General features: G+C 64.9%; 28 protein-coding genes and 1 pseudogene. 3 read left to right on the top strand and 26 right to left on the bottom strand.

All coding sequences use genetic code 11. The features are described from left to right. Positions 1-17: 17 nt before the first annotated feature. Positions 18-1676: a histidine kinase dimerization/phospho-acceptor domain-containing protein gene (locus ACREB7_RS05150; RefSeq protein WP_431591214.1), complete on the bottom strand. Its 1659-nt coding sequence runs from the start codon at positions 1674-1676 to the stop codon at positions 18-20. A gap of 169 nt (positions 1677-1845) precedes the next feature. Here ACREB7_RS05150 and ACREB7_RS05145 point away from each other — a divergent pair, with 169 nt between their 5' ends. Continuing rightward, the gene (locus ACREB7_RS05145; protein WP_431591246.1) at positions 1846-2319 is read left to right on the top strand and encodes an Lrp/AsnC family transcriptional regulator; all 474 of its coding nucleotides are present in this window, start codon (positions 1846-1848) and stop codon (positions 2317-2319) included. A gap of 79 nt (positions 2320-2398) precedes the next feature. Here ACREB7_RS05145 and ACREB7_RS05140 read toward each other — a convergent pair whose 3' ends face one another. Both ACREB7_RS05140 and ACREB7_RS05135 read right to left on the bottom strand, forming a co-directional pair. After that, positions 2399-3697: a tetratricopeptide repeat protein gene (locus tag ACREB7_RS05140; RefSeq protein ID WP_431591213.1), complete on the bottom strand. Its 1299-nt coding sequence runs from the start codon at positions 3695-3697 to the stop codon at positions 2399-2401. A 169-nt stretch (positions 3698-3866) separates the two neighbouring features. Next, positions 3867-4163, bottom strand: a complete 297-nt coding sequence (locus tag ACREB7_RS05135) for an Hpt domain-containing protein (RefSeq protein ID WP_431591212.1) — start codon at positions 4161-4163, stop codon at positions 3867-3869. A gap of 68 nt (positions 4164-4231) precedes the next feature. Between ACREB7_RS05135 and ACREB7_RS05130 the strand changes: the two genes are divergently transcribed. Next, positions 4232-6598 (top strand): hypothetical protein, encoded by a 2367-nt coding sequence (locus ACREB7_RS05130; RefSeq protein ID WP_431591211.1) that lies wholly within the window; start codon positions 4232-4234, stop codon positions 6596-6598. A gap of 144 nt (positions 6599-6742) precedes the next feature. On the opposite strand, the gene ACREB7_RS05125 is transcribed toward ACREB7_RS05130, so the two are convergent. The 23 genes from ACREB7_RS05125 to ACREB7_RS05015 are packed head-to-tail and all read right to left on the bottom strand — an operon-like array spanning position 6743 to position 25907. After that, the gene (locus tag ACREB7_RS05125; protein ID WP_431591210.1) at positions 6743-7003 is read right to left on the bottom strand and encodes a DUF1467 family protein; all 261 of its coding nucleotides are present in this window, start codon (positions 7001-7003) and stop codon (positions 6743-6745) included. 11 nt (positions 7004-7014) lie between these two features. Then, positions 7015-8649, bottom strand: coding sequence for a ribonuclease J (locus tag ACREB7_RS05120; RefSeq protein WP_431591209.1), 1635 nt, complete (start codon positions 8647-8649; stop codon positions 7015-7017). Then, the gene (locus ACREB7_RS05115) at positions 8646-9428 is read right to left on the bottom strand and encodes a type III pantothenate kinase (RefSeq protein ID WP_431591208.1); all 783 of its coding nucleotides are present in this window, start codon (positions 9426-9428) and stop codon (positions 8646-8648) included. Before ACREB7_RS05115 ends, ACREB7_RS05120 begins: the two co-directional genes overlap by 4 nt. Before the next feature lie 2 nt (positions 9429-9430). Beyond that, positions 9431-10234 carry a biotin--[acetyl-CoA-carboxylase] ligase gene (locus ACREB7_RS05110; RefSeq protein WP_431591207.1) on the bottom strand — a complete coding sequence of 268 codons (804 nt, stop codon included), beginning with the start codon at positions 10232-10234 and terminating at the stop codon, positions 9431-9433. Continuing rightward, a complete protein-coding gene (gene nuoN, locus ACREB7_RS05105) occupies positions 10156-11586 on the bottom strand; it encodes an NADH-quinone oxidoreductase subunit NuoN (protein ID WP_431591206.1) in 1431 nt (476 codons plus the stop codon). The genes ACREB7_RS05110 and nuoN overlap by 79 nt, the downstream gene beginning before the upstream one ends. Beyond that, a complete protein-coding gene (locus ACREB7_RS05100; RefSeq protein ID WP_431591205.1) occupies positions 11583-13151 on the bottom strand; it encodes an NADH-quinone oxidoreductase subunit M in 1569 nt (522 codons plus the stop codon). The genes nuoN and ACREB7_RS05100 overlap by 4 nt, the downstream gene beginning before the upstream one ends. Continuing rightward, positions 13148-15190, bottom strand: a complete 2043-nt coding sequence (gene nuoL, locus ACREB7_RS05095) for an NADH-quinone oxidoreductase subunit L (RefSeq protein ID WP_431591204.1) — start codon at positions 15188-15190, stop codon at positions 13148-13150. Before nuoL ends, ACREB7_RS05100 begins: the two co-directional genes overlap by 4 nt. 4 nt (positions 15191-15194) lie before the next feature. Further along, a complete protein-coding gene (gene nuoK / locus ACREB7_RS05090) occupies positions 15195-15500 on the bottom strand; it encodes an NADH-quinone oxidoreductase subunit NuoK (RefSeq protein WP_077145858.1) in 306 nt (101 codons plus the stop codon). After that, a complete protein-coding gene (locus tag ACREB7_RS05085; protein ID WP_431591203.1) occupies positions 15497-16108 on the bottom strand; it encodes an NADH-quinone oxidoreductase subunit J in 612 nt (203 codons plus the stop codon). Before ACREB7_RS05085 ends, nuoK begins: the two co-directional genes overlap by 4 nt. A 12-nt stretch (positions 16109-16120) precedes the next feature. Beyond that, the gene (gene nuoI, locus ACREB7_RS05080; protein ID WP_431591202.1) at positions 16121-16609 is read right to left on the bottom strand and encodes an NADH-quinone oxidoreductase subunit NuoI; all 489 of its coding nucleotides are present in this window, start codon (positions 16607-16609) and stop codon (positions 16121-16123) included. Next, on the bottom strand, positions 16606-17658 hold the full coding sequence (gene nuoH / locus ACREB7_RS05075) for an NADH-quinone oxidoreductase subunit NuoH (protein ID WP_431591201.1): 1053 nt from the start codon (positions 17656-17658) through the stop codon (positions 16606-16608). Before nuoH ends, nuoI begins: the two co-directional genes overlap by 4 nt. Beyond that, on the bottom strand, positions 17655-17792 hold the full coding sequence (locus ACREB7_RS05070; protein ID WP_431591200.1) for a hypothetical protein: 138 nt from the start codon (positions 17790-17792) through the stop codon (positions 17655-17657). Before ACREB7_RS05070 ends, nuoH begins: the two co-directional genes overlap by 4 nt. Further along, entirely contained in the window at positions 17789-19801 is a 2013-nt protein-coding gene (nuoG, locus tag ACREB7_RS05065; RefSeq protein ID WP_431591199.1) for an NADH-quinone oxidoreductase subunit NuoG, read from the bottom strand. Before nuoG ends, ACREB7_RS05070 begins: the two co-directional genes overlap by 4 nt. Next, positions 19794-20186 carry a hypothetical protein gene (locus ACREB7_RS05060; protein ID WP_431591198.1) on the bottom strand — a complete coding sequence of 131 codons (393 nt, stop codon included), beginning with the start codon at positions 20184-20186 and terminating at the stop codon, positions 19794-19796. Before ACREB7_RS05060 ends, nuoG begins: the two co-directional genes overlap by 8 nt. Next, entirely contained in the window at positions 20186-20368 is a 183-nt protein-coding gene (locus ACREB7_RS05055) for a hypothetical protein (RefSeq protein WP_431591197.1), read from the bottom strand. Before ACREB7_RS05055 ends, ACREB7_RS05060 begins: the two co-directional genes overlap by 1 nt. Beyond that, a complete protein-coding gene (gene nuoF / locus ACREB7_RS05050) occupies positions 20365-21654 on the bottom strand; it encodes an NADH-quinone oxidoreductase subunit NuoF (protein WP_431591196.1) in 1290 nt (429 codons plus the stop codon). The genes ACREB7_RS05055 and nuoF overlap by 4 nt, the downstream gene beginning before the upstream one ends. Beyond that, on the bottom strand, positions 21654-21830 hold the full coding sequence (locus tag ACREB7_RS05045; RefSeq protein ID WP_431591195.1) for a hypothetical protein: 177 nt from the start codon (positions 21828-21830) through the stop codon (positions 21654-21656). The genes nuoF and ACREB7_RS05045 overlap by 1 nt, the downstream gene beginning before the upstream one ends. Continuing rightward, positions 21830-22498: a complex I 24 kDa subunit family protein gene (locus ACREB7_RS05040; protein ID WP_431591194.1), complete on the bottom strand. Its 669-nt coding sequence runs from the start codon at positions 22496-22498 to the stop codon at positions 21830-21832. The genes ACREB7_RS05045 and ACREB7_RS05040 overlap by 1 nt, the downstream gene beginning before the upstream one ends. Then, a complete protein-coding gene (locus tag ACREB7_RS05035) occupies positions 22498-22803 on the bottom strand; it encodes a nuclear transport factor 2 family protein (RefSeq protein ID WP_056352291.1) in 306 nt (101 codons plus the stop codon). The genes ACREB7_RS05040 and ACREB7_RS05035 overlap by 1 nt, the downstream gene beginning before the upstream one ends. A gap of 23 nt (positions 22804-22826) precedes the next feature. Then, positions 22827-24044, bottom strand: a complete 1218-nt coding sequence (locus tag ACREB7_RS05030; protein WP_431591245.1) for an NADH-quinone oxidoreductase subunit D — start codon at positions 24042-24044, stop codon at positions 22827-22829. A 35-nt stretch (positions 24045-24079) separates the two neighbouring features. Further along, positions 24080-24982: an NADH-quinone oxidoreductase subunit C gene (locus tag ACREB7_RS05025; RefSeq protein ID WP_431591193.1), complete on the bottom strand. Its 903-nt coding sequence runs from the start codon at positions 24980-24982 to the stop codon at positions 24080-24082. Continuing rightward, complete coding sequence (locus tag ACREB7_RS05020) at positions 24982-25536, bottom strand: NuoB/complex I 20 kDa subunit family protein (RefSeq protein WP_431591192.1); 555 nt, start codon at positions 25534-25536, stop codon at positions 24982-24984. Before ACREB7_RS05020 ends, ACREB7_RS05025 begins: the two co-directional genes overlap by 1 nt. Then, positions 25533-25907, bottom strand: a complete 375-nt coding sequence (locus ACREB7_RS05015; RefSeq protein WP_431591191.1) for an NADH-quinone oxidoreductase subunit A — start codon at positions 25905-25907, stop codon at positions 25533-25535. Before ACREB7_RS05015 ends, ACREB7_RS05020 begins: the two co-directional genes overlap by 4 nt. Positions 25908-26128: 221 nt before the next feature. Here ACREB7_RS05015 and ACREB7_RS05010 point away from each other — a divergent pair. Beyond that, positions 26129-26342 (top strand): annotated as a pseudogene (locus ACREB7_RS05010) (YbjN domain-containing protein); the annotation flags it as partial.

Raw genomic sequence — 26342 nt, 5'->3', positions numbered from 1 at the left:
GAGGCGCCCTGCCCCGATCAGTCTTCGTGGCTGTGGACCACCGGGTCCGCAGCCGACGCCGGGGTGGCTGAGGGAAGATGCAAGGTCAAGGCGTTATGACCGATATCGAGGTGACCGCCCGCCGCCCGCGCAAGGCTGTCGACGAGGCGAAGCGAAAATCCGAGGCTGAGAATCGCGGCCCCGGGGGCGTCGCCTTCGGGGCTGTAGCTCGGGTCGAGCAGGTCGCGTGCCGGGGTGAAGCGGATCGCCATCGGGCGGACGAGGCGCAGTTGCAGCACTTCGCGATGCACCGGATCGACGAGCAATTGGCCGACGAGCGATGCGTTCGATTCGGAGACATCGACGAGCGCGGTGATCAGGCGTCCGATCATCCGCCGCGCGCTGATATCCTCGACCGCAGCGTGGAACGGCCCGCCGATGCGCGAAATGCTGATCCCGACGCCATGGTCGGCGAACAACGGCGCAAGGTCGCGTTCGACCTGCGCGGTAATCGCCTCGACATCACTGTGGCCGCTCGCCGGAACGGGCGTGTCGGCGACCGGCTGGGTCGCGGCCTGCAAATCGTCGATGATCGCCTGGATCGCCGTGGCGTCAGCGACGATCGTATCGGCCATCGCGCGATAGGCGCCGCTGACGGGACCGAACATCTGGCCCGAGATGATCTGCGCGAAGCCGGAGATCGCGTTGAGCGGGCTGCGCAGCTCATGGATCAGCTGGCGGATCGAATCGCCGGCGCTGTCCTCGGTCGGCAGGCCATAGGGGATTTCGTTGCGCTGCGGGCGGCGGGCGCTGCCGCGATAGCCGCGAAACTGGCCGCTGCTGCGGTCGAACCAGGGAAGCGCCGAAAAACGCCATTCGCCGGCGTCGCTCTCAGCGCCTTCGAGCGTCATGCGCGCGTTGATCATTTCGGCGCGCTGGCGGAAGGCGCCCGCCGCGACGCCGTCGGTGCCCGGTTCGCCGCCCAGCGCCGCTTCGGCGATCGACAGGCCGATCACCGCACCGCGCGGGATGCCTTCGACCCAATGGATGACACCGTCGGGCCCGGTTTCGAACAGGAAGGAGGCGCGCGCAGCCGGCGCCGGTCGCGGCGCGGCGGCGGGCTGGCCGCGTCCCGCCTGATATTTGTCGATACGGCGCACCAATTCGCTGATCTGGCTCGGTTCGGCGTCCACCGACGTCGCCGGTTCGGGCGCGGCTTCGACGGCGGTTGGCATCGCGGGCTCGGCGAGGTTGGCCGGTTGCGGCAGCGCGACCGACGCCGCCCCCAGGCTTGCCAGCGCCCGGTTCACGCCCTCGGGCAAATCGCGGCGCGCGGCGAGGAAGGAGCGCGCCATCGGACCGGTCGCGGGCAGCAGCGCGAGCCAGTCCTGCTCGGCGAGTTGCGCATCGCGCAGCATCGCGAGCGACACTGCGGGCACATCATTGGCGTAGAGCGCGACGATCGGCGCAAAACGGCTGTGCCGCGCGATCGCCCGGGCGCAGTCGCGGCGTACCGTTTCGGGAATTTGCGGCCGCAAAACCGCGAGCGCGTGCAGCGATCGGCGGATATCGTCATCGGCCAGTTGATTGCCGCGCTGCGCCAGAATATCGGAGAGCTGACGCCAGGCCGCAACGCAGGACCGCCGATCGGCCGGCGCCTGACGCAATATGGTTGCGATCATCGTATCGGCGGTCACGCGGCGCGGGCCCCCACCCTTTTAAACTGGTTAGCGTATCTTTACCGGCTAGCGTGAATCACCTGGTCAGGAAAGCGCCTTAACCAACCGCGTCGCATTGTGGGACAATTGCAATCGCCTGAAATATTATTATGGTCACCGGCACCAGAGGGAAGCGGAAGTTACAATGATGGCGAGCCAGAAATTCGATCAGATCGACCTGCAAATCCTGCACGAACTGCAGAAGGACGGGCGGATGACCAATGTCGAGCTCGCCCAACTGGTGGGGCTGACCGCCCCGCCGTGCCTGCGCCGGGTACGCGCGCTCGAGGAATCGGGCGTGATCAAAAGCTATCACGCCGACCTCGACGCTGCGAAGCTCGGTTACGGGATCACGGTGTTCGCGATGGTCAGTCTGCGCAGCCAGGCCGAATCCGATCTGAAGGCGTTCGAGGACTATGTCGGCGCGCTCGCCGAAGTGCGCGAATGCTATATGCTGAACGGCGAGATCGATTTCATGCTCAAGGTGGTCGCCCGCGACCTGCAGAGCTTCCAGTCGTTCCTGACCGCCCATCTGACCTCGGCGCCCAATGTCACCAGCGTCAAGACCTCGCTGACGATCCGCACAGCGAAGCAGCTCGCCGGGATTCCGGTCGAATCCTGAGGGCTTCGATCTCGAAACGACAACAAGAAAGGGCGCCATCCTGACCGGATAGCGCCCTTTTTCGTTCGAGGTCGGGAGACTAGTTGCCCGTGGCCGGAGCCACCGCTGCTGGCGCGGCGGCCGGCGTATTGATCTTCACGAGCCACAATTGCGCGAGCCGCTTGCGCGGGCCGACGACCTCCGCAAAGCTGGCCTTGGCGCCCGCGACATCGCCGGCTAGCGCCTGGGCGACGCCCATGCGATAGGTCCACAATTCCTTGTCGCCGCCCGCCGCGACGGCCGCCTTGTACAGCGGCACCGCATCGGCGTAGCGGCCGTAACCGACCATCGCGTCGCCGGTGGCGCCCGCGACCTTCGGATTCGACAGCGTCGAAGGCTTGGCGGCGTAAGCGGTCAGCGTCGTTTCCTCGTCGCCGATGCGCTCGCCCTGCGCCTTGGCGATCTCGTCGAGTTTGGCGTCGGGGGTCGGAATCACCTTGGTGTCGCGGCCGACCTTGATCAGCGAGACGACTTCGCCCGGCAGCGCCGCTTCGGTCGCGAGCCCCGCATATTCCAGATATTCGGGGCGCTGGAGCATCGAATTGGTCGCGCGCATCAGGCGCAGCACGTCGAGTGCGATCTCCTTGCTCTCCCCCGACTGCTGCAACAGCGTGAACAGCGTCTGGCGCCATACCTGCGGCTGCGGATAATCGCGCATGCGCAGCGTCATCAGGTCGAGCACTTCGTCGTTGCGCTTGGCGGTCTGGAGCGCCTTGATCGGGCGGACATAGAGCTCGTCCGACGGACGCTGGCCGGCGGCGCGTTGCGCCTCGATCGCCGCCTTGGCGATCTCGATGCCCTTGTCGACCTGGCTGGTCTGCAAATAGCTGTCCATCAGCAGGACGTCGAGCTGCGGCTCCTTCGACCCTGCGGCCTTGGCGGCCTCGAGCCGCTGCGCGGCCTTCGCATAATCCTTGTCGCCATAAGCGAAGTTGCCCGAGAAGAAATTATAGGTCGCAAGGCTTTCCGGCGGGGTGATGCCCGTGGCGAGCATCGCGTCGAGCCCCTTCGCCTGCGTCGCCTTGTCCTTGTTCAGGATACCGAGCTGGAGCTGGTAGAATGCGACCCAATATTTGTCTTCGGTGGTCGATGCCGTCGGTTCACCCTCGGTCAGCGCCGTCTGGAGCGCCGCGACATCCTTGGCGTTGGTCGCCTCCATCATCTTTTTGACGGCGGGGCCAAATCCCTTGCTCACGGCGATGGTCGTGCCCTTTTTGGCTTCGTCTTCCTTCTTCGGCTTTTCCTTGGCCGCCACGGGGGTGGCTGCCGTCGCCATCAGCGCGCAGCCCAGCACGGCGGCCATCGCCGTCGCGGGCATCGAGCGAAAACGGGTGAACATGTGAAATCTCTCCTTCGATTCGACCGCCGCGCGCATAGGCACGCGCAGGTTCGGCCGCGCCTGTAACGCGGCTAAACCTGTGTCGTTGCCATGGCAAGACAGGCCCGATTGATATTTGCACTGGCAGGGGGCGGCTGAACGGCGATTGAACCCCGTCCGGGCCTTTTGTTCAGGCGACTTCGTCGATCGCCTGGTTGATGTCGCGCAGGATTGCCGGATCGCCGGGCGCCCCGGCCATCGCGGCCTCGGCGAGCTGGATCAGCGGAATGATGCCAAAGGTCGCCGCGAGTCCCTTCAGGCGGAGCGCGGCGACGTTCCAGTTGGCGTCGCAGCGGGCGCGGCGCATCAGGTCCGACAGGTCACGCGCGCTGCCGGTAAAGGCGTTGCGCAGGTCGAGCGCCATCGCCGCATCGTCGCCGATGGCGGCGGTCAGATAGCGATCGAGGGGCCCACTGTCGAAAGACATTCCACAGCCTTGACAGCGCATGGTTAAGTTTCCGTTTCGCGACGGCCATTTGCTGCTAAGATGCGCCTATGACGGGGGATAAGAAAATCGTCGGTTTGTGGCGGGAATCCGCGACAAATCCGGAACCGGACAGCCAGGCCGCAGAGCCGGGCGCGATCGCCGCGCCCGACACCGCGACGGCTGTTGTCGACGAAACGCCCGCAGAACGCGACTGGCTCGACCTGTCGGCGCTCCGCGACGACGCCGCGCCCGACGACATGAACGACGGCGGATCGCCGTTCCGCGACCGCGTCGCCCCGGCCCTGCTGATCTTGCTCGGGCTCGGCTGGACCGGCTTTGCCGCGATGGCGGCGACCGACGGCTTTACCCGCGCGCCCGCGATGGCCGAATGGCCGGGCCTGATCGCGACGATCGCCATGCCGCTGACCCTGCTCGCGGTGCTGTGGATGGCGCTGCTGCGCTCGAGCCGCTCCGAACAGGCGCGGTTTGCGCGCGTCGCCGCCGCGCTGCGCGATGAAAATGCAGCGCTCAACCAGTCGATGCATTCGCTCGGACTGCATCTGGCCGATGCGCAGCGCCAGCTCGCCGAGCAGGCGACATTGGTCCAGCAACTCGGGCTCGATACCGTGGCGCGGCTCACCGAAAGCAGCGACAAGCTGGCCACCAACGCGTCGGTGATCGCCAATGCGCACGACCAGCTCGCGCGCTCGGGCGACGTCGCGCTGCAGCGGATGGACGGATTGCTCGCCGGCCTGCCCCGCATCGACGATGTCGCGCAGCGGCTCGCGGGCAATTTCCGTGAGGCCGGGCTTGTCGCGCACCAGCAGGGCGCCAGCCTCGAGGCCAAGCTCGCCGCGCTCGCCGAGGAAGCGGTGAAGGCGGCGGAGACCGGCGAGGCATCGGCGGCGACCCTGCACGACGCGATCGGATCGCTCGAAGCTCGGACAAAGCAGGCCGAAACCGACCTGCTCACCGCGTCGGCGCAGGTCACCAGCGCGCATGATGCGACGCTGGCGCAGATCACCCAGGTCGCGGCGGCGCTGCACCATGAGCTGACCTCGACCGTCGATACGATGAGCGCGCGGCTTGGCCAGACATGGCAGCAGTTCCGCGACGGCGTCGCCAATTCCGCCGGGCAGCTCGACGACCGGCTCGCGGTCGCGCGCGAGGCGAGCGACGACATCGGGGTCCGGCTTGCGGCGCACGGGGTCGCGAGCGAGGAATTGTCGGCGCGGATCACCGGCCATGTCGCCGAAATCGGCGACCGGCTCGAATTTCTCGATGTCAGCGTATCGGCGAGCGCAGGCGTCATCGGCCGCGCGATCGACGACACCAAGGCACAACTCGCAGCCTTCATGGAGCAGACCGAGTCGGGCAATGGGTCGGCGCGCCAGCTGATCTCGCACGCCGAAGCGCTGCTGCTCGCGCTCGACGCGGTGACGCGCGAGATGGACGAGACATTGCCGCACGCGATCGACCGCATGGCGGCGCATGGTCAGGCGACCAAGACCTCGCTCGGCGATCTGAAACCATTGCTCGAAGCGTCCGAGCTGGTCGCGCAATCGACGCTGTCGCATGTGAATGCGGTGCAGGCGACGCTGGCGTCGAACGAGACGCAGATGGCGGGTCATGCCGACAGCCAGCAGGCGCTGGTCGAGCGGATCAACGCCTCGCTGGCCGAGGCCGATGCGGCGCTCGCCAGGCTGCGCGACGGCGCCGACCAGTTCGCCGAACAGGGCGGCGCGAAGATGATCGCAACGCTGGGGCAGGTCCGCGCGACCGCCGATTCGGCCGCTGAGCAGGCGCAGGCGACGCTGGAGGCGCTGGTGGCGGGCGCGCGCGACGCGATGCAATCGACCGCGACCGAGGCGATCGATGCGGCGTTCCGCACCGAGATCATGGCGCAGCTCGACGCGATCGGCGAAGCGTCCGAGCGCGCGGTGACGGCGGCGAACAACGCCACCGACCGGCTGATGCGCCAGCTCATCACGATCATGGACACCAGCGCCAATGTCGAAGCGCGCGCCGCCGAGGCCGACGCGGCGATCGCGGCGTCGGACCGCGATTCGCTGGCGAAGCAGGTCGGATTGCTCACCGAATCGCTGAAGTCGACCGCGATCGACGTCACCAAGATCCTGTCGAGCGAGGTCAGCGACACCGCCTGGGATGCTTATCTGAAGGGCGACCGCGGAGTGTTCGCGAGGCGCGCGGTCAAGCTGGTCGAGAATAGCGAGGCGAAGGAAATCCTGCGCATCTATCAGAATGACGACGCCTTCCACGCCTCGGTCAATCAGTTCATCCATGATTTCGAAGCGATGCTGCGCCTATTGATGGGCGCGCGCGACGGGTCCGCGATCAGCGTCACCCTGCTGTCGTCGGATATCGGCAAGCTCTATGTCGCGCTGGCGCAGGCGATCGACCGGCTGCGGGGGTAAGAAGCCACGGCGTCATAAGATACCGTTCGCCCTGAGCCTGTCGAAGGGCTATTTTTCCCTTGGCAGCTGAGAGTGGCAGGATGGTGCTTCGACGAGCTCAACACCGATCGGCCTTGGGTGGGACCTTGATCGGTCGCGTGTCGCTTAAGCTCGCCCGCTCAGCACGTCGGGATCAGCCCAGCCGTTCACATAGGCCACATAATAGATCACGAAACACACCGCCGCCGCGATCGTCATCTGGAGCAGGACGCGCTTCGGGCGGAAGGTCGCGGGCGCGCCATGGTCCTGTCCCGCCACAAATGGCGTGTCGGCATCTTCGCTGCGCCGCCCGTGGAAAGGCAGCACAAAAAAGGCGCTGAACACCCAGAACAGGGTGAAGATCGCGAGGGCTGAGGTCCATTTCATGGCGCCGCTCCCTACAGGTCGACGAGCATGACGTCGACCACCGGCTTTTTGCCGGTCCAGTCGGTCGCGATGCGGCGGACGCCGAGGCGGATCGCCTCGCGCATCTTTTCGACATCCTTCGATGGCGCAAGCGCGGCCTGTTCGGCGGCTTCGCGCATTTCGTCGATGAACGCCTCGCGATCGTCCTCGACCGGAACGCCGCGATAGCTGACGGCGCTTTCGGTGAATTTGCCGTTCGTGAAGATCACCGCGACGGTGATGTGGCCATTGACCGACAGCTTGCGCCGCTCGTTGATCGTCTCGCCATCGGCGGGCAGGATGACGTCGCCGTCGAGGATCAGTCGGCCCGAGCGGACGCGCTCGATGATCTTCGCGGGGCCGGGAGCGAGGCGGACGAGGTCGCCATTTTCCTGGATCAGCGCATCCGGCACGCCGCGTTCGAGCGCAAAGCGCGCCTGTTCGTGCATGTGGCGGATCTCGCCATGCACCGGCACGACGAGCTTTGGCCGCAGCCAGCCATAGAGCGCGGCGAGTTCGGGTTGCCCCGGGTGGCCGCTGACGTGGATATGCGCCTGTTTCTCGGTCACAGTCAGCACATCCTTGGCGGCGAGCTGGTTCATAATCCGCCCGATCGCGACCTCGTTGCCCGGAATCTGCTTCGACGAGAAGACGACGGTGTCGCCGGCCTCGAGCTTGATCTGGTGCATGTCGGCGGCCATGCGCGCGAGCGCCGCGCGCGGTTCGCCCTGCCCGCCGGTGGCGATCACCATCACCTTGTTGCGCGGCAGGCGCATCGCCTCATCGAAATCGACGGTGGCGGGGAAATCCTTCAGATAACCGACCGAGCGCGCGACCCCGAGGATGCGGTCGAGCGAGCGGCCCGCGACGCACAGGGTGCGTCCCGTCGCCTTGGCGACCTCGCCCAGCGTCTTGAGCCGCGCCGCGTTCGACGCGAAAGTGGTGACGATCACCCTGCCCTTCGCCGCGCCGACCGAAGCGAGCAGACCGTCGAAAAGGCCGCCTTCGCTGCCCGACGCCTCGGGATTGAAGGCATTGGTCGAATCGCCGACGAGGACGTCGATGCCCTCGTCGCCGATCGCGGTCAGCGCCTTCGCCGACGAGGGTGTGCCGAGCACCGGATGATCGTCGAGTTTCCAGTCGCCGGTGTGAAAGACGCGGCCATAAGGCGTGTCGATCACCGCCGCGCTCATCTCGAGGATCGAGTGGGCGAGCGGCATCAGGCGGATGCCGAAGGGGCCGAGCTGGAATTGCGCGTCGATATCGACGGTCTTGATCTTGACCTCGCTCGTGAGGCCTTCCTCGGCGAGCTTGTGCGCGATCAGCCCCGCAGTGAAGCGATTGGCGTAGAGCGGCACGCCGAGATCGGCCGCGAGATAGGGCAAGGCGCCGATATGATCCTCATGCCCGTGGGTCAGGACGATGCCGAGCAGGTCCTTCTTGCGATCCTCGATAAATTCGAGGTCGGGCATGAGGATGTCGATGCCGGGATAATCATGGGTGCCGAAGGTCACGCCCAAATCGAGCATGATCCATTTGCCGTCGCAGCCGTAGAGATTGGCGTTCATGCCGATCTCGCCCGATCCGCCGAGCGCGAGAAAGAGCAGTTCCTTGCCGGGTTTGGTCATGCTGCGGTCCGTTGGTTGTACAAATGCATTAATCCATTGAGAGTGAGGTCGGGGTCGATACGATCGAAAAGATGCGCCTGTTCCTGAAACAGCGTCGCGAGGCCGCCGGTGGCGATGACGGTGAGCGGTTTGCCGATTTCGGCCTTCATCCGCGCAATCAGCCCCTCCATCATCGAAACATAGCCCCAATAGACGCCGATCAGCATCTGGCTTTCGGTGGTGCGGCCGATGACGCTGGTCGTTGCAGGGGCCTCGATCGCGATGCGCGGCAGCTTGGCGGCGGCGGCGACGAGGGCTTCGAGCGACAGGTTGACGCCGGGCGCGATGATCCCGCCGAGATAGGCGCCGTCGGGCCCGATATGGTCGAGCGTCGTCGCGGTGCCGAAGCTGATGACCAGCTTGTCCTGGCCGGGTTCGAGCGCCTGCGCCGAGATGGCGTTGACCGCGCGGTCGGCGCCGACCGATTGCGGCTCGTCGACCTTGAGCGCGATGCCCCAGGTCACCGGTTCGCGCCCGGCGACAAGCGCATCGACGCCGAAATATTTATGCGCGAGCAGTTGCAGATTGTGAAGCGCGCGCGGGACGACGGTCGAGATGATCACCGCCTCGACCTGGCCGCGATCATGGCCCTCGATGCGCAGCAACTGGTCGAGCCAGACCATATATTCGTCGGCGGTGCGGCGGTCGTCGGTCGCGATGCGCCAGCGCGCGAGCAGCTCGGTTCCCCGGAACAGCGCGAATTTGGCGTTGGTGTTGCCGACGTCGATGGCGAGCAGCACGGCTAATTCCCCTCTTCGAGCGGTCGGCGCAGTTCGACATCGCCAGCATGCACCACCATGGTCTCGCCGCCGTCGCGGCGCAAGCGCAGCGCGCCGTCGGGCGCGAGGCCGTCGAAAACCCCGTCGATGCCCTGTTCGGAGATATGGAGCGGCGTGCCGATCGGGTGCGCCTGCGGCAACCAGGCGGCGATGATGCGGCCCACGCCTTCCTGTCGCCAGGTCCACAGCGCGTCGGTCATCGCGATCGCGAGTGCGTCGGCGAAGCGGTCGCGATCGAGGCTGGCCCCCTTGTCGGTGAGCGCCGCCGTCGGGCGATCGGGCAGGTCGGGCGCGGCGACGAGGTTGACCCCGATGCCGATCACGATGCTGTCGCGGCTCCGCTCCATCAATATGCCGGCGCATTTGGCGCCGTCGACCAGCAGGTCGTTGGGCCATTTGAGCTGGGCGCCGAGACCGGGCGCCAGCGCGGCGACCGCTTTGGCCAGCGCCACCCCGGCGACCAGCGCCAGCGTCGCGGGTGACGGATCGCCGGCGGTCATATGGACGACGGTCGAGCCCATGAAATTGCCCTGCCCGTCGTTCCACCCGCGCCCGAGGCGCCCGCGCCCAGCGGTCTGGCGGTCGGCGACGAGCCAATGCCCCTCGCCCACATGCTCGCCGCTGGCCAGCCGCGCCAGCAGGTCGGCGTTGGTCGAACCTGTCTCGGCGATCCGCTCGATCGGCGGGATCAGAACAGCACCGACGCGGCGGCGGCCGAAGCGACGCCCAGCATGGGAATGAAGAGATAGCCGATGACCGACAACCACAGCGCGCTGACCGCGACGATCGTGCCTTCGACGATATTGCCGCCGCCGCTGATCTCGACGTCCGACTTGTCGTCGAAGTACATCGTCTTGATAATCATAATATAATAGTACGCGCCAATGACGGAGGCGACGATGCCCGCGACCGCCAGTGGCACCAGGTTCGCATTCACCGCCGCCTGGAACGCCAGATATTTCGGCCAGAAGCCGAACAGCGGCGGAATGCCGGCGAGGCTGTACATGAACACCGCCATCGCCGCCGCAAGGCCGGGGCGACGTTCGGACAGGCCGGCGAGCGCCGGAATGCTCTCGATCTGATTGCCGTCGGCGTCGCGCAGTTGCAGCACCACCAGGAAGGCGCCGAGCGTCGTCACCACATAGACGAGCAGATAGGTCAGCACCGCCTGCACCCCCGCCTGCGTTCCCGCAGCGAGGCCGATGAGCATGAAGCCGACATTGTTGATCGACGAATAGGCAAGCAGGCGCTTGATATTCTTCTGTCCGATCGCGCCGACTGCGCCGAGGATGATCGAGGCGAGCGCGAGGAAGATGATGATCTGTTGCCAGGCGCCGATCGCGGGGCCCATCGCGTCGACGACAACGCGCGTCATCAGCGCCATCGCGGCGACTTTCGGGGCGCTCGCGAAAAAGGCGGTGACCGGGGTCGGCGCGCCTTCATAGACGTCGGGGGTCCACATGTGGAACGGCACCGCGCTGACCTTGAAGCCGAGCCCCGCCAGCACGAAGACGATGCCGAAGATCAGCCCGATATTCACATCATCGCCCATCGCCTTGGCGATGCCCGCGAAATCGGTCGTGCCACTGAAGCCGTAGAGCAGCGAGATGCCATAGAGCAGCATGCCCGAGGCGAGCGCGCCGAGGACGAAATATTTAAGGCCCGCTTCGCTCGACCGCTCGTCGCCGCGCATGAAGCTGGCGAGCACATAGGCGGCGAGGCTGTTGAGTTCGAGACCGACATAGAGGGTCATCAGGTCGCGCGACGACGCCATGATGCCCATGCCGAGCGCCGCGAACAGGATCAGCACCGGATATTCGGCGCGCATGCCGCCGGTGAAGAAGCGCGGCGCGACGAGGATCGACACGGCGCTGGCGCCATAGATGATGAGCTTCGCGAACCCGCCGAAATTGTCGACCGACAGCGTGCCCGAAAAGACTGAGGCGTTGGTGCCGAACAGCGCGACCACTGCGACGGCGGCGGCCCCGAGCGTCAGCAGCGCGGCCAGCTGGTACAGCCCGACCTGGCGATCGCCGAGGAAGGTGCCGAGCATCAAGGTGACCAGCCCGCCGATCGTCAGGATCAGTTCGGGCCAGATGAGGGCGAGATCGGCGGTCATTGGCTGCCTCCCGCATGATGGGCTTCGCCGGCGGGTGCCTCATGGCCGGCGCCATGTTCGGCGGCCGCCTTGGGCTTGCCCGCGCTGACATGTGCGTCGCCGGCGGGCTTCGCGGGGGCAAGGCGCGCGACCACGGTGGTCACGTCGCCGCGCATCGGCGCGAGGAAGCTTTCGGGATAGACGCCCATCCACAGCGCCACGGCGGCCAGCGGCACCATGATCGCCCATTCGCGGGGATTGAGATCGGGCATTGCCTTCACATCGTCCTTGGTGAGTTCGCCGAATATGATCCGGCGGTAGAGATAGAGCATGTACGCGGCGCCGAGGATGATGCCGGTGGTGCAGACGAAGGCGACCCAGCTCGAGGCTTCATAGATGCCCGCGATGCTGAGGAATTCGCCGACGAAGCCGCTGGTGCCCGGCAGGCCGATCGACGCCATGGTGAACAGCATGAAGAACAGCGCATAGGCTGGCATGTTCACCGCGAGCCCGCCGTAACGGTCGATCTCGCGCGTGTGGAGCCGGTCGTAGATCACCCCGACGCAGAAGAAGAGCGCAGCCGAGACGACGCCATGGCTGAGCATGACGATCATCGCGCCCTCAATGCCCTGCTGGTTGAAGGCGAAGAGGCCGGCGGTGACGATCGCCATGTGAGCGACCGACGAATAAGCGATCAGCTTCTTCATGTCGCTCTGCACCAGCGCGACGAGGCTGGTGTAGACCACCGCGACCATCGACAGCGCGAAGACGATCCACATCAGCTGCGCCGAGGCGTCGGGGAACATCGGCATCATAAAGCGGACGAAGCCGTAACCGCCCATCTTGAGCAGCACGCCCGCCAGGATCATCGAGCCTGCGGTCGGCGCCTGCACATGCGCGTCGGGAAGCCAGGTGTGGACCGGCCACATCGGCATCTTAACCGCGAGGCTGGCAAAGAAGGCGAGCCACAGCCAGGTCTGCATATGGACCGGGAAGCTGTAGTTCATCAGCGTCGGAATGTCGCTCGTGCCCGCCTCCGCGATCATCGCGATCATCGCGATCAGCATCAGCACCGAGCCGAGCAGCGTGTAGAGGAAGAATTTGAACGCCGCATATTTGCGGTTCGCGCCGCCCCAGATGCCGATGATGAAATACATCGGGATCAGCCCGGCTTCGAAGAAGATGTAGAAGAGGACCAGATCCTGCGCACAGAAGACGCCGATCATCACGACTTCCATGATCAGGAACATCGCCATGTAGAGGCCGACGCGCTTGGTGATCGCCTCCCAGCTAGCGAGGATGCACAGCGGCATCAGGAAGGTGCTGAGCAGGATGAGCATCAGCGCCAGCCCGTCGATGCCGAGCTTCCAGGCGAAGGCGTCACCGAACAGGTTCGCGCTTTCGGTGAACTGCCACTGGGCGCCGCCGATGTCGAACTGGGCCCACATCAGCAGGCTGAGCACGAAATTGATCAGCGTCGCGCCGAGCGCCACGAACTTCGCGTTGCGGTCGCCGACGAACAGGCAGGCGACGGCCGCGACCGCCGGAACGGCGAGCAGCAGCGAAAGGTAGGGAAGCCCGCTCACAGGAACTTCACCATGGCCCAGCTGGCGAGGCCGACGAGGCCGAGCAGCATCACGAACGCATATCCATAAACATAACCCGATTGCAGCCGCACCGCGAGCCGCGTTCCCCCTGCGACGAGCGCCGCCGCGCCATCCGGACCGAAGCGGTCGATGGTCTGTTCATCGCCGCGCTTCCAGAAGAAGCGGCCGAGCGCAAAGGCCGGCTTGACGAAAATCGCGTTGTACAGCTCGTCGAAATACCATTTGTTGTAGAGAAACTGGTGGAGCAGCTTGAACTGCGCCACAAAGCGCCCCGGCAGACTGGTGTTGCGGATATAGCTGTTCCAGGCGAGGAACAGCCCGATCGCCATCACCGTGAACGGCGTCCATTTAACCCACAAGGGCACTTCGTGCGCGGCGTGCATCAGATGCGCGTCGAACGCGAGGCTGCCGTTCCAGAACGCCATGCCCTCCTCGGGATAGATGAACTGGTGGTGGAAGGCGATGCCCGCGAACACCGCGCCGATCGACAGCGCCACCAGCGGGATCAGCATGCTGATCGGGCTTTCGTGCGGGTGATAGCCCGCCGTGCCGTCGCCATGGCTGTCGTGATGATGGTGGTCGTCGTGTGCCGCATGGGCGTGATCGTCATCGCCGTGCGCGTCGTGCACCGCGTGCTGGATATGCTCGCTCTGGTCCCAGCGCGCCTTGCCATAGAAGGTCAGGAAGACGAGGCGCCACGAATAGAAGCTGGTCAGGAAGGCGACAAAAATGCCGACCCAGAAGGCGATGACCCCGCCACCGCCGCTCGCGAACGCGGCTTCGAGGATGCCGTCCTTCGAATAGAAGCCGGCGAAACCCGCGACGCCCGCGATGCCGACGCCGGTGATCGCCAGCGTCCCGAGCATCATCGCCCAATAGGTGATCGGGATCCGTTTCCGCAGCGCGCCATAATAGCGCATGTCCTGTTCATGGTGCATCGCATGGATCACCGAACCGGCGCCGAGGAACAGCAAAGCCTTGAAGAAAGCGTGGGTGAACAGGTGGAACATCGCCGCGCCATAGGCGCCCGCGCCGGCGGCGAAGAACATGTAACCGAGCTGCGAACAGGTCGAATAGGCGATGACGCGCTTGATGTCCCATTGCGTCGTCGCGACGGTCGCCGCGAAGAAGCAGGTCGCGGCGCCGACGAACATCACGACGCCCTGCGCGACGTCCGAGGTTTCGAACATCGGCGACAGGCGGCATACCATGAACACGCCCGCAGTGACCATCGTCGCGGCGTGGATCAGCGCCGACACCGGGGTCGGACCCTCCATCGCGTCGGGAAGCCAGGTGTGCAGCCCGAGCTGCGCCGACTTGCCCATCGCGCCGATGAACAGCAGCAGACAGAGGATCGTCATCGTGTCGAGGCGCATGCCGAGGAAGGTGATGCTGCTGCCCGCCATGCCCGGCGCGGCATTGAGGATGTCGGGGATCGAGACGGTGCCGAACACGAGGAAGGTGCCGAAGATGCCGAGCATGAAACCCAGGTCGCCGACGCGGTTGACGACGAACGCCTTGATCGCGGCGGCATTGGCGCTCGGCTTCTTGTACCAGAAACCGATCAGCAGATAGGAGGCGAGACCGACGCCTTCCCAGCCGAAGAACATCTGGACGAGGTTGTTCGCGGTCACCAGCATCAGCATCGCGAAGGTGAAGAGCGACAGGTAAGCGAAGAAGCGCGGCTGGTCCGGATCCTCCTCCATATAGCCCCAGCTATAGAGGTGGACGAGCGACGAGACGGTCGTGATGACGACGAGCATCACCGCGGTCAGCGTGTCGACGCGGAGTTCCCAGTTGAACTGCAGCGCCCCCGAGCTGATCCAGTGCAGCACGGTGACAACCTCGGGCGTGCCGGTGTTCCACACGAAGGACAGGAAAATCGGCCAGCTGAGCGCGGCGCTGGTGAACAGTGCCGCCGTCGTGACGAGCTTGGCCGCGAACGGGCCGATGGCGCGCTGGCCCAGCCCTGCGACAAGCGCCGCGAGCAGCGGCAGGAATACGATCGCCTGAATCACCGGCTTACCCCTTCATCCGGTTGGCGTCATCGACCGCAATGGTGCCGCGGCCGCGGAAATAGATCACAAGAATGGCGAGCCCGATCGCCGCTTCGCCGGCGGCGACGGTCAGCACGAACATCGCGAACACCTGCCCGACGAGGTCGCCGAGCGCCGAGCTGAACGCGACGAGATTGATGTTCACCGCCAGCAGGATCAGTTCGATCGCCATCAGGATGACGATGATATTCTTGCGGTTGATGAAGATGCCGAGCACGCCGAGCGTGAACAGCACCGCCGAAACGGCGAGATAATGGCCGACGGAAATCACAGCTCCACCCCCTGCCCGACGCCCGGATCGACAAGGCGCGTAGCATCCTGCGGGCGGCGCTTGTTCTGGTCCGAGATATTCTGGATGCGCACCCCGCCGCGCTGGCGGTGCGTCAGCACGATCGCGCCGATCATCGCGACGAGCAGGACGATGCCCGCCGCCTCGAAGAGGAAGATGTAGCGCGTGTAGAGCAGTTCGCCGATCTGCTGGATATTGCTCTTGTCGGCGACGACCGGCGCCACCTTTGCCGCAAGCTCGACCTTGCCCGCGCTCCACGCGCCGACCGCAAAGATGATCTCGGCCGCGAGGATGATCGCGACGAGCGCGCCGAGCGGCAGGTAGCGCACGAAACCCGCGCGCAATTCGGCGAAATCGATGTCGAGCATCATCACGACGAACAGGAACAGCACCGCGACCGCGCCGACATAGACGATGACGAGCAGCATCGCGATGAACTCGGCCCCGACGAGCAGCATCAGCCCCGCCGCGTTGAAGAAAGCGAGGATCAGCCACATCACGCTGTGGACCGGGTTGCGGGCAAAGATCACCATCGCCGCCGAAGCGATCACGATGGTGGCGAAGAGCCAGAAAGCAGCGACCTGAATCATGTGCGCGCGCCCTTATCGATAGGGCGCGTCGGCGGCAAGATTCGCCGCGATCGCGCGTTCCCATTTGTCGCCATTGGCGAGCAGCTTGGCCTTGTCATAGAGCAGTTCCTCGCGCGTTTCGGTCGCGAATTCGAAGTTCGGCCCCTCGACCACCGCATCGACCGGGCATGCTTCCTGGCAAAAGCCGCAATAGATGCATTTGGTCATGTCGATGTCGTAGCGCGTCGTGCGGCGCGAACCGTCGTCGCGCGGCTCGGCCTCGATCGTGATTGCCTGCGCCGGGCACACCGCCTCGCACAGCTTGCACGCGATGCAGCGTTCCTCACCATTCGGATAGCGCCGCAGCGCATGCTCGCCGCGGAAACGCGGGCTCAGCGGGTTCTTCTCGAACGGATAGTTGATCGTCGCCTTCGGCTTGAAGAAATATTTGAGCGTGAGGGCGTGCGCCTTCACAAATTCCCACAAGGTGAAGCTTTTGACGAGATGGGCGATGTTACTCATGAATACCTCGTCAGCATCAGCCAGCCGGAGATGAGAAAGATCCAGATCAGCGAGATCGGCAGGAAGACCTTCCAGCCCAGTCGCATCAACTGGTCGTAGCGGTAGCGCGGAACGGTCGCCTTCACCCAGCTGAAGATGAAGAAAAACGTCAGGATCTTGATGAACAGCCACACCCAACCCGGGATGTCGATCCCCGGGAAATCGATGTTGAGCGGCGGCAGCCAGCCGCCCCAGAACAGCACGGCGTTGAGCGTGCACATCAGCAGGACGTTGGCATATTCGCCGAGCCAGAAGAGCGCGAAGCTCATCGACGAATATTCGGTCTGGTAACCCGCGACGAGTTCGCTCTCGGCCTCCGTCAAATCGAACGGCGCGCGCGCGGTTTCGGCGAGCGACGAGATCAGGAACATCACCGCGAGCGGGAAGAGCAGCGGATAGAAGCCGAAGCCGTTGAACAGGCCGAGCGCCGCGCCGTCGCCGCCCTGCGCCTTGACGATGTCGTTCATGTTGAAGCTGTCGGCGAACAGCACGACGCCGATCAGGATAAAGCCGATCGAGACTTCATAGGAGATCATCTGCGCCGAGGCGCGCATCGCCGAAAAGAAAGGATATTTCGAGTTCGACGCCCAGCCCGACAGGATCACGCCGTAAACGCCAAGCGACGAGATCGCGAGGATATAGAGCAGCCCGACATTGATGTCGGCGAGCACCGCGCCCGAGTTGAACGGGATCACCGCCCACGCCATCAGCGCGACGGTGAAGGTGATGATCGGCGCGATCAGGAACAGCCCGCGATTGGCGCCGGTCGGGATGATCGTTTCCTGCAGGAATACTTTCAGGCCATCGGCGAAGGACTGGAGCAGACCAAAGGGGCCGACGACGTTCGGGCCGCGGCGCAGCGCGATCGCCGCCCAGATCTTGCGGTCGGCGTAGATGATCATCGCGACGCTGAGCATCAGCGGCAGCGCGATGAGCAGGATGCCGGCGATCGTCGCGACGCCCCACGCCCAGGTCGGGTCCATGCCCCACGAGATGAAGGTCTCGGTCATTTCTTCGCGCCGTCCTGATTGCGCCAGCCGTTATGCGGGCCGGGCTTTTCGCTCTTGGGCGCGTTGAAACCGCGCCAGACGGCGTAGCCCATGCCGACGAGCAAGGTGCTGGCGATGATATGCACCGGGGTCATTCTGCGGCCTCCGCAAAGGTGACGCCATGGACCAGCTCTTCGGAGCAGCGCTGCATCGTCGGCGACGCGCGGCAGATGGCGTTGGTGAGATAGAAATCCTTGATCGGCGACGGGATCGCGCGGGCCTCGGGCTTGGCGGGCAGCTTGGGCGCCGTCCAGCCATAGTCGGCGAGACCTTCGACACCGAGCGCGGGCACCGCGGCGATCATCGCGGCGCGGCATTCGGCGAAGCTGTCGAAGCCGATATTGACGCCGAGCGCGTCAGCCAAAGCCCTGAAAATGCTCCAGTCCTCGCGCGCGTCGCCGGGTGCGAACACCGCCTTTTCGCTGCGCTGGACGCGGCCTTCGGTGTTGACCGTGGTGAAGTCCTTTTCAGTCCATGCCGCTGCGGGCAGGATGACGTCGGCGGCATGCGCGCCCTTGTCGCCATGATGGCCGACATAGACCTTGAACGTATCGGGCAGCGCAGCGAAATCGACCTCGTCGGCGCCGAGGAAGAAAGCAAGCTTGGGCTTCGCCGCAATCACGTCCTTGATCCCGCCGGGCAGGCCATAGCCGAGCATCAGCGAGCCCATACGCGCGGCCGAGAAATGGACGACATTATAGCCGTTCCAGCCGTCCTTGACCGCGTTCACCGCCTTGGCGAGCGCGAGGCCCGCGCCGTGGACACCGGGCACCGACAGAGCGCCGCCGCCGAATACCAGCATCGGCCGCTCGGCGCCCTTCAGCGCGTCGGTGACATGCTTGGGCAGCTTCGCGACCAGCGACGCATCGTCGCCGAGCCATTCGGCCTTGTAGGTGAGATCGGTTTCGGGGCCGATCGCAAAGACCTTGGCGCCCTTCTTCCACACCGCCTTGCGAACGCGCGTGTTGATCAGCGGCGCTTCCCAGCGCAAATTGGTGCCGACGAGCAGGATCACATCGGCATTTTCGGCCTCGGCGATGGTGGTGTTGAAATTGACCGCCGACAGGCTGGTGACGTCATAGTCGAGCCCGGTCTGGCGCCCTTCGAGCAGCGTGCCGCCGAGCGCGGTCACCAGCGCCCTGGCCGCGAACATGGTTTCGCAATCGGCAAGGTCGCCGGCGATCGCCGCAACCGACGCACCGGCATTCACCGCCTTGATCGCGGCAAAGGCCTCGGCCCAGCTCGCTTCGACCAGCGCGCCGTCCTTGCGCACATAGGGCCGATCGAGGCGGCGACGGACGAGGCCGTCGACATGGTGGCGCGTCTTGTCGTTCGCCCATTCCTCGTTCACCTCGTCGTTGACGCGCGGCAGCACGCGCAGCACCTGGCGCCCGCGCGCATCGATGCGGACGTTGGTGCCGACCGCGTCCATCATGTCGATGCTGAGCGTCTTGGTCAGCTCCCACGGCCGCGCCTCGAACGCATAGGGCTTCGAGGTCAGCGCGCCGACGGGGCACAGGTCGACGACATTGCCCGACAGCTCGCTCTGTACCGCGTTTTCGAGGTACGATGTGATCTGCATATTTTCGCCGCGATAGATCGCGCCAATGTCTTCCACGCCCGCGACTTCCTCCGCAAAGCGGACGCACCGCGTGCACTGGATGCAGCGGGTCATCACCGTCTTGACGATCGGACCCATATATTTCTCGGTGACCGCGCGCTTGTTCTCGTCATAGCGCGTCGCGCCGCGGCCATAGGCGACCGACTGGTCCTGCAGATCGCATTCGCCGCCCTGGTCGCAGATCGGGCAGTCGAGCGGGTGGTTGATGAGCAGAAACTCCATCACCCCCTCGCGCGCCTTCTTGACCATCGGGCTGTCGGTCTTGATCACCTGCCCCTCGGCAGCGGGCAGCGCGCAGCTGGCCTGCGGCTTCGGCGGGCCGGGCGCGACCTCGACGAGGCACATGCGGCAATTGCCCGCGATGCTCAGGCGTTCATGGTAGCAGAAACGCGGGATTTCCTTACCCGCCAGCTCGCACGCCTGCAGGACGGTCGCGCCCTGCGGAACGTCGAGTTCTACGCCATCTACGGTAACTTTAGGCATCTTTTTCCACCAAAATCGTAATGTTCCCCGTGTCGGAGATCGCCATGAATTGATCGTCCGGGACGTACACCGCACCCAGTTTCTTCCGCAGCGTCTTTAGCTCTTTCTCGTCCGCAGCAGCGGCTGCCGCGAAGGTTCCACATTTTGCAATGATGCGTGCTTCGAGCTTATCCCAGCGTGGTTGCGCGGTCTTGAGTAGCGGGCGCTTTCGGAATTTCGCCTTTGCGAAATTGACCATGAACTTGTGGTCACCCGTCGCCGACGCGACCTTATAGCCGCATTGCGCCCACGCCCGAACCGTCGGCGTCACCTTGACGCACGCCTGTGCAGACACCGCAAAATGCAGCGCACCCAGCATCGCCAAGGTCGACGCGGTACCGCGCATCAGTCGCCCTCCCCCCAATGCTGGTTGTCAAACCAGCGTCCCGAGGTCTTCGGCGCGGTAAGGCGCCAGCCATTCTTTGCCGACGGCTTCGGTTTCGACGAACCCCACAGGACCCGCACGCCGAACGCAAGCATCGCCATCACGACGATCAGCAGAAGGCCAAGGCGCTCCGCGTCGCTCACTCGGCCGCCTCCAGCGCGCCGCCGTTTTCGAGGATGCGGCGTTCGATTTCGGGGCGGAAATGCTTGATCAGGCCCTGGATCGGCCAGGCCGCCGCGTCGCCGAGCGCGCAGATGGTGTGGCCTTCGACCTGCTTGGTGACGTCGTAGAGCGTGTCGATTTCGCTGATATGGGCATCGCCGGTGCGCAGCCGTTCCATCACGCGCCACATCCAGCCGGTGCCTTCGCGGCACGGGGTGCACTGGCCGCAGCTTTCATGCTTATAGAAGTAACTGATGCGACTGATCGCCTGGACGACGTCGGTCGACTTGTCCATCACGATCGCGGCGGCGGTGCCGAGGCCCGAACCGACGGCTTTCAGCCCGTCGAAGTCCATCGGGCAGTCCATGATCTCGACCGCCGGAACCAGCGGCACCGACGAACCGCCGGGGATCACCGCGAGCAGATTGTCCCAACCGCCGCGAATGCCGCCGCAATGCTTGTCGATCAGCTCGCGGAACGGGATGCTCATCTCTTCCTCGACGACGCACGGGCGCTCGACATGGCCCGAGATCTGGAAAAGCTTGGTGCCCTTGTTGTTCTCGCGCCCGAAGGACGAGAACCACGACGCGCCGCGGCGCAGGATCGTCGGGACGACCGCGATGCTCTCGACATTGTTGACCGTGGTCGGGCAGCCATAGAGGCCCGCGCCCGCCGGGAACGGGGGCTTCAGGCGCGGCTGGCCCTTCTTGCCCTCAAGGCTTTCGATCATCGCGGTTTCTTCGCCGCAGATATAGGCGCCGGCGCCGCGATGGACGAAGACGTCGAAATCATAGCCCGACTTGGCGGCATTCTTGCCGAGCAAGCCGGCGTCATAAGCCTCCTGCACCGCCGCGAAGAGCGTCTCGGCTTCGCGGATGAATTCGCCGCGAATATAGATGTACGCCGCACGCGCGCGCATCGCGAAGCCCGCGATCAGCGCGCCTTCGATCAGCTTATGCGGATCGTGGCGGATGATCTCGCGGTCCTTGCAACTGCCGGGCTCGGATTCGTCGGCGTTGATGACGAGGAAGCTCGGGCGGTCGGCGCGCGGTTCCTTGGGCATGAACGACCATTTGAGCCCCGTGGGGAAACCCGCACCGCCGCGACCGCGCAGCCCCGACGCCTTGATCGTTTCGATGATCGCGTCCTGTCCCGCGGCCATCAGATTCTTGGTCTTGTCCCAATCGCCGCGCGCCTGCGCCGATTTGAGGTTCCACGGCTGGAAGCCATAGATGTTGGTGAAGATGCGATCCTTGTCGGCGAGCATTAGCGGCGCTTTCCGAAAAGCCGTTCGGCGAGGAAATAGAGGCCCGCGATCACCGCGACGACGAGCAGGATCGACGCGATGCTGATCGCGATGTTGAGCACCAGCCCGAACACCACAAGGACGACGAGAACGACGAAAATCAGCCCGGCGAGCTGGAGGAGTTTCTGCCCTTCCATCACCAATCCTTCCGGTAATCATGGTTCGCCGCGACCATTTCGGTCAGCGTCGTCGGGCCGCCCTGCGGCTCGCTGGTGTGACGATCGGCCAGCTGCGTGCCCGCCTTGGGATTCTCGCCCGCCGCCAGCGCGTCGAGGATCGCGGCGGTGCGGTCGAAATCCAGGTCTTCGTAATTGTCGTCGTTGATCTGGACCATCGGCGCGTTGGTGCAGGTGCCCATGCACTCGACCTCGGTCAGCGTGAACAGGCCGTCGGGCGTGGTCTTGCCCTTGACCATGCCGCGATTCTTGCACGCCGCCATCACATCGTCCGATCCGCGCAGCAGGCACGGCGTCGTGCCGCACACCTGGACATGATAGCGGCCGACCGGCGCCATATTGTACATGGTATAGAAGGTCGCGACCTCGTAGGCGCGGATGAAGGGCATATCGAGCTGGCCCGCGATATATTCGATCACCGGCACGGGCAGCCAGCCCTGGGTGTTCGTCTCGGCGCCGACCTGGCGCTGCGCGAGGTCGAGCAAGGGCATCACCGCCGAACGCTGGCGCCCCGCGGGGTAGCGCGCGATGACGCCCTTCGCCTTTTCGGCATTTTCGGCGGTCCAGACGAACGCGCCCCAGCGCGCGCGAACTTCGGCCTCATCGGGGATTTGGGGGGCGTCGGCCATTAGCGGACAAACTCCACACGCGACACCTTGTCGCCTTCGAAACTATAGATGGACATGACCTCGAACGGGTCGGCCTCCGGCGAGCGAGCGACCTTTTCGTGCAGGACGACGAAATCGCCCAGCGTGTAGCCCGAGAGGATTTCGGCGCGGTTCTGCGGAAATTCGGCGAACATCGCCTTCAGTCCGTCGCGCACGCCTTCCCTGCCGTCGCGAACGACCGCACCGCGATAGCCGGCCTCGGCCGCGTCGTCGGTCATCAGCGCGACATAGGCGTCGGCATCCTGCGCATTGTAATGCGCGATCATCGTCTCGGCGATGTCCAGCTTGCTCACCGGTCGCACTCCCCGAACACGACGTCGATCGCGCCGATGATCGCGGTGGTGTCGGCGAGCATATGGCCTTTCGACATCATGTCCATCGCCTGCAGGTGCGAGAACGCCGTCGGGCGGATCTTGCAGCGATACGGCTTGTTGCTGCCGTCGCTGACCAGATAGACGCCGAATTCGCCCTTGGGGCTTTCGGTCGCCACATAAACCTCGCCCGCGGGGACGTGGAAACCCTCGGTATACAGCTTGAAGTGATGGATCAGCGATTCCATCGAGCTCTTCATCTCGGCGCGCTTCGGCGGCACCACCTTGCGGTCGAGGCTCGCGATCGGGCCGGTCGGCATGTCGCGCAGGCACTGTTTGATGATCTTCGCCGACTGATAGACTTCCTCGACGCGGACCATGAAGCGGTCGTAGCAGTCGCCGCGCGTACCGACGGGAATGTCGAAATCCATCTGGGCATAGGCGTCATAGGGCTGCGACTTGCGCAAATCCCAGGCGATGCCGCTACCGCGGATCATCGGGCCCGAGAAGCCCCAGGCCAGCGCATCTTCCTTCGACACCGTCGCGATATCGACGTTGCGCTGCTTAAAGATGCGGTTGTCGATGACCAGGCTCATCGCGTCGCCGAACAATTCGGGCAGCCGCTTTTCGACCCACTCGCCGATATCGACAAGCAGCTTTTCGGGCACGTCCTGATGGACGCCGCCGGGCCGGAACCACGCCGAATGCATACGCGCGCCTGAGGCCCGCTCAAAGAAGTTCAGGCAATCCTCGCGCAGCTCGAACACCCACAGGTTCGGCGTCATCGCACCGACGTCCATGACGTGCGACCCGATGTTGAGCATATGGTTGCAGATGCGCGTCAGCTCGGCGAACAAGACGCGCAGATATTGCGCGCGCGCCGGGACTTCGAGGTCGAGCAGCTTCTCGATCGCCAATACGTACGAGTGCTCCATGCCGAGCGGCGAGCAATAGTCGAGCCGGTCGAAATAGGGCAGCGCCTGAAGGTAGGTCTTATACTCGATCAGCTTCTCGGTGCCGCGATGGAGCAGCCCGACATGCGGATCGACGCGCTCGATGATTTCGCCGTCGAGCTCCATCACCATGCGCAGCACGCCGTGCGCCGCCGGATGCTGCGGGCCGAAGTTGATCGTGTAGTTGGTGACGACCTGGTCGCCCGCCGTGTCGGCGGTGTCGACCGGATAGCCGGTGAACATGTCGCTGCCGTGGTGCTTGACCTGAGGAGCGTCGGTCATGCGTCACCTCCTGCTTTGGGCTTGCGCGGCGCGCGCGGCTTGGCGGGCGCCTTTTCGGCTTTGGTCGTCGCGGGGGTCTTGGCGGGCTTGGTCGCCGCCTTCGCGCTCGCGCCGTCGCGGCTGGTCTTGGCGGCCTTGATGTTCGCCTTGGCCCCTGCCCCGGTCTGCTCGGGCTTGTCGGTGGTCTTGGGGGTCGGCGGCGGCGAGGCCTTCGCCTTGTCGTCGGCGGCCTTGACCTCTTTCGCGGTCATCGGCGTCGGCGCGCCCTTGCCCGGCGCCTCGCCGGTACCGCCGGCCTTTTCGTCGCCGGGCAGCACATAGTCGGCGCCTTCCCAGGGCGAGAGGAAGTCGAAGTTGCGGAAATCCTGCGCCAGTTTCACCGGTTCATAGACGACGCGCTTGTCCTCTTCGCTGTAGCGCAGCTCGATATAGCCGGTCAGCGGGAAGTCCTTGCGCTGCGGATGCCCCTGGAAACCATAGTCGGTCAGGATGCGGCGGAGGTCGGGATTGCCCGCGAACAGCACGCCATACATGTCGAACACTTCGCGTTCGAGCCAGCCGGCGTTCGGCCACACCGGCACGATCGTCGGCACCGGCGTCGCCTCATCGGTGGTGACGCGGACGCGCAGGCGATGGTTTTTCGTGATGCTCAGCAGGTGATAGACGACCTCGAAGCGCTCGGCGCGGTCAGGATAGTCGACCCCGGCGATTTCCATCATCTGCTGATAGTCGAGTTCGTCGCGCAGGCTCACCATCACCCCGGCGATCGCGTCGCGCGCCACGGTGATGCTGTCCTCATCGGCAGCGAAGTCATGCGCGAGCAGGTCCTTGCCGAGCAGCTTCCTGAGCGCGACGGCGAGGCCCGACTGCGGGGCGACCAAAGGTGCGGGATGGCCCATCAGCGTTCGATCGTCCCGGTGCGGCGAATTTTCCGCTGCAATTGCATCACGCCATAGAGCAAGGCTTCGGCGGTCGGCGGGCAGCCGGGGACATAGATGTCGACCGGCACGATGCGGTCGCAGCCGCGCACCACCGAATAGCTGTAATGGTAATAGCCGCCGCCATTGGCGCAGCTGCCCATCGAGATGACATATTTGGGGTTCGACATCTGGTCGTAGACCCGGCGCAGCGCCGGCGCCATCTTGTTGCACAGCGTGCCCGCGACGATCATCACGTCGGACTGGCGCGGCGAAGCGCGCGGCGCGACGCCGAAGCGCTCCATGTCATAGCGCGGCATGTTGACGTGGATCATCTCGACCGCGCAGCAGGCGAGCCCGAAGGTCATCCACCAGAGCGAGCCGGTGCGCGCCCAGTTGAACAGATCCTCGGTCGAGGTGACGAGAAAGCCCTTGTCGCCGACCTCGTTGTTGAGGTCGTCGAAAAAGCCCGCATCGGGTGCGGTACCCGGGGCGACCGGCATCTGGCCGGGCATCAGGATGCTCGAATTGCTCATTCCCAATCCAGCGCCCCTTTCTTCCATGCATAAACAAGGCCGAGCGCGAGTTCGGCGAGGAAAATCATCATCGTCGCCCAGCCGGCCCAGCCGATTTCCTGGAGGCTGACCGCCCAGGGAAAGAGGAAGGCCGCTTCGAGGTCGAAGATGATGAAAAGAATGGCGACAAGATAGAAGCGCACGTCGAACTGGCTGCGCGCATCCTCGAACGCGGGAAAGCCGCATTCATATTCGGTGAGCTTCGCGGGATCGGGCTGATGCGCTCCGGTCAGGCGCGAAACGCCCATCGGCAGGAACACAAAGGCGGCCGAGAGGCCGACAGCCACGAACAGGAAGATCAGGATCGGCAGATATTGCGTCAGGTCGACCATGGGGGCTCGCAGTTCTTCTGTTGTCTATTGGGGTGTTTGCCACCCTTATTGCGGGCGCTTTAGGCCAGCGGGACGCGCCTCGCAAGCGCTGCGGACAGGAAAATAACGCCCATGTGACCAAAAGCATATTGTCCGCTGGCAAGAGCGGCCAAGGCCATGTTACGCCGCCATCGGGTCGGTCGGCCGCGCGCTTCGCGGATGGTTTCAAACGGGGGAATATCATGGGCAGATTTTCAATGAGCGGCGGATGGGCGTTCGCCGCAGCGGCGCTGCTCGCCGCCGCGCCGGCGCAGGCCGAACTGGTCAATGCGCAGAACCCGCAGGCGATCAAGGCGATCGTCGAGTCGCAGGGCTGGCCGGCTAAGATCGTCGCCACGCCGGGCGAGAGCCCCTATATCGAAAGCAGCCGCAACGGATTGAAGTTCCTCGTCCCTG

Source organism: Sphingopyxis sp. (assembly GCF_050725615.1).
Taxonomy (GTDB): domain Bacteria; phylum Pseudomonadota; class Alphaproteobacteria; order Sphingomonadales; family Sphingomonadaceae; genus Sphingopyxis.
The sequence above is the reverse complement of the archived record's forward strand: the minus strand, read 5'-3'. Positions and strand labels throughout refer to the sequence as shown.